The 2,430-nt window shown below is 52.7% G+C and carries 1 protein-coding gene; it reads left to right on the top strand.

The features are described from left to right. On the top strand, nt 1-2,430 hold a 2,430-nt coding region (locus F457_RS13150; protein ID WP_018981299.1), incomplete at both ends, for an autotransporter-associated beta strand repeat-containing protein.

The following is a 2,430-nucleotide window of genomic DNA, read 5'->3' as shown; positions in this document are numbered from 1 at the left end:
ACGCTACAGCTTGGGAATGGTGGCACCAGCGGGTCGATTGCCAGCCAAGCGATCACGGATAACGGGACATTAGCGGTCAATCGCAGTGATAACGTCACTCTCGGAGCAGTGATTTCTGGTTCCGGTGCGCTGAACCAAAACGGTTCTGGCACGACGACGCTGACGGGGAATAGCACTTATAGCGGCCCGACGGCGATTAATGCAGGAACGCTACAGATCGGCAATGGTGGCACGAGCGGGTCGATTGCGAGCCAAGCCATTACCGATAATGGCACCTTGGCGGTCAATCGCAGTGATGACGTCACTCTTGGAGGTGCGATTTCCGGCGCGGGCGGATTGAATCAGAATGGCTCTGGCACAACGATCCTGACAGGGAACAGCAGCTATAGCGGCCCGACGGCAATTAATGCAGGGACGCTTCAACTTGGCAATGGTGGCACGAGTGGGTCGATTGCTAGCCAAGCGATCACGGATAACGGGACATTAGCGGTCAATCGCAGTGATAATCTGACCTTGAACCAAGCTATTTCCGGTTCCGGTGCGCTGAACCAGAATGGCTCTGGCACGACAACCTTGACAGGGAACAGCACTTATAGCGGCCCGACGGCAATTAATGCAGGAACGCTACAGCTCGGCAATGGTGGCACGAGCGGGTCGATTGCCAGCCAAGCGATCACGGATAACGGGACATTAGCGGTCAATCGCAGTGATAACGTCACTCTCGGGGCGGCGATTTCTGGTTCCGGTGCATTGAACCAAAACGGCTCTGGTACGACAACCCTGACGGGCAACAGCAGCTATAGCGGCCCAACAGCGATTAATGCAGGCACGCTACAACTTGGCAATGGAGGAACGAGCGGGTCGATTGCGAGCCAAGCGGTCACGGATAATGGCACCTTGGCGATTAATCGCAGTGATGACGTCACTCTTGGAGGTGCAATTTCTGGTTCCGGTGCATTGAACCAAAACGGTTCTGGCACGACGACGCTGACGGGCAACAGCACCTATAGTGGCCCCACAGTGATTAACAAAGGCACGCTGCAGCTTGGTAATGGCGGCACGAGTGGGTCGATTGCCAGCCAAGCGATCACGGATAACGGAACGTTAGCGGTCAATCGCAGTGATGACGTCACTCTTGGAGGTGCGATTTCCGGCACGGGCGGATTGAATCAGAATGGCTCTGGCACAACGACGCTGACGGGTAACAGCACCTATAGTGGCCCCACAGTGATTAACAAGGGTACGCTACAGCTTGGTAATGGTGGCACGAGCGGGTCGATTGCGAGCCAAGCGATTACGGATAACGGAACGTTAGCGATCAATCGTAGTGATGACGTGACATTTGGTCAGGTCGTTTCTGGCACAGGTGGTTTGAGCCAGAATGGCTCTGGCACGACGATTCTGACGGGGAACAATAGCTATAATGGCCCGACGGCGGTTAATGCCGGAACATTGCAAATTGATGGTCAGCAGGGGGACGCTAAAGGGCCAACAACAGTTGCGGCGCAAGCAGCCATTGCAGGGAGCGGCCTCGTAGGTGGCTCAGTAACTGTTAATGACGGTGGTATTTTGTCACCAGGGGATGGGGAGCGCAAAACAGGCACGTTACGGATTAATGGAGATCTGCATCTTGCCCAAGGGTCTATCCAAAATTGGGATATGGGCCAGGCATATCATGAAGGTGGCGTTTACAATGATCTTGTCCATGTTGGAGGGAATCTCAATTTAAGTGGAACATTAAATGTTGCCACAAATCTTAGTGGAACAACGGTCAAAAATGGCGCTCTCGAGGCCGGTGTATATCGCATTTATACGTATGGCGGGGAGCTAACGGGCCAAAATAATGAAAAAATAGGGAAGGTTGAACAGCCACCTGGTATTAGTATTGGTGTGCAGACATCCATTGACCATCAGGTGAACTTACTTGTCCAGAATACAGATGGTTTAAACCTTTGGAACGGTGGTTCTGGAGGGGGAGGCGTTTGGTCTGGTGCAACGGGGAACAACACTCCACCATCAAAAGCCATGACCGTTTTTGAGGGGAGTGCTGGTGATGTTACCGTCAAAGATCATGATTCTGCGGGCAATCCGACACCAGTAACAACCGGAGGTATGCAATTTGCCAATAATGATGGCAAAACATACACTGTGTCTGGTGATCCTATCTATGCCTCGCAAGGGCGTACAGTTGTTCGTGTAGGCGATGGCACGCACGAAAGTTCTGGCACAACGGCGGTTGTGAATTCACCGATTGATGATAGCCATGTGCCTGGTGGAACCTCGCTCGATAAGACGGATGCCGGTAAGCTCGTTCTTGGTGGGGATAATAAATATAAGGGTGATACCACAATCACCGATGGGACGTTACAGCTTGGTAATGGTGGTACGACAGGCTCTATTGCCAGCAAGAACATCAACAATAACGGGACA

This window comes from Saccharibacter floricola DSM 15669 (genome assembly GCF_000378165.1).
GTDB classification, from domain to species: domain Bacteria; phylum Pseudomonadota; class Alphaproteobacteria; order Acetobacterales; family Acetobacteraceae; genus Saccharibacter; species Saccharibacter floricola.
This window is presented reverse-complemented; position numbering and strand designations above follow the sequence as displayed.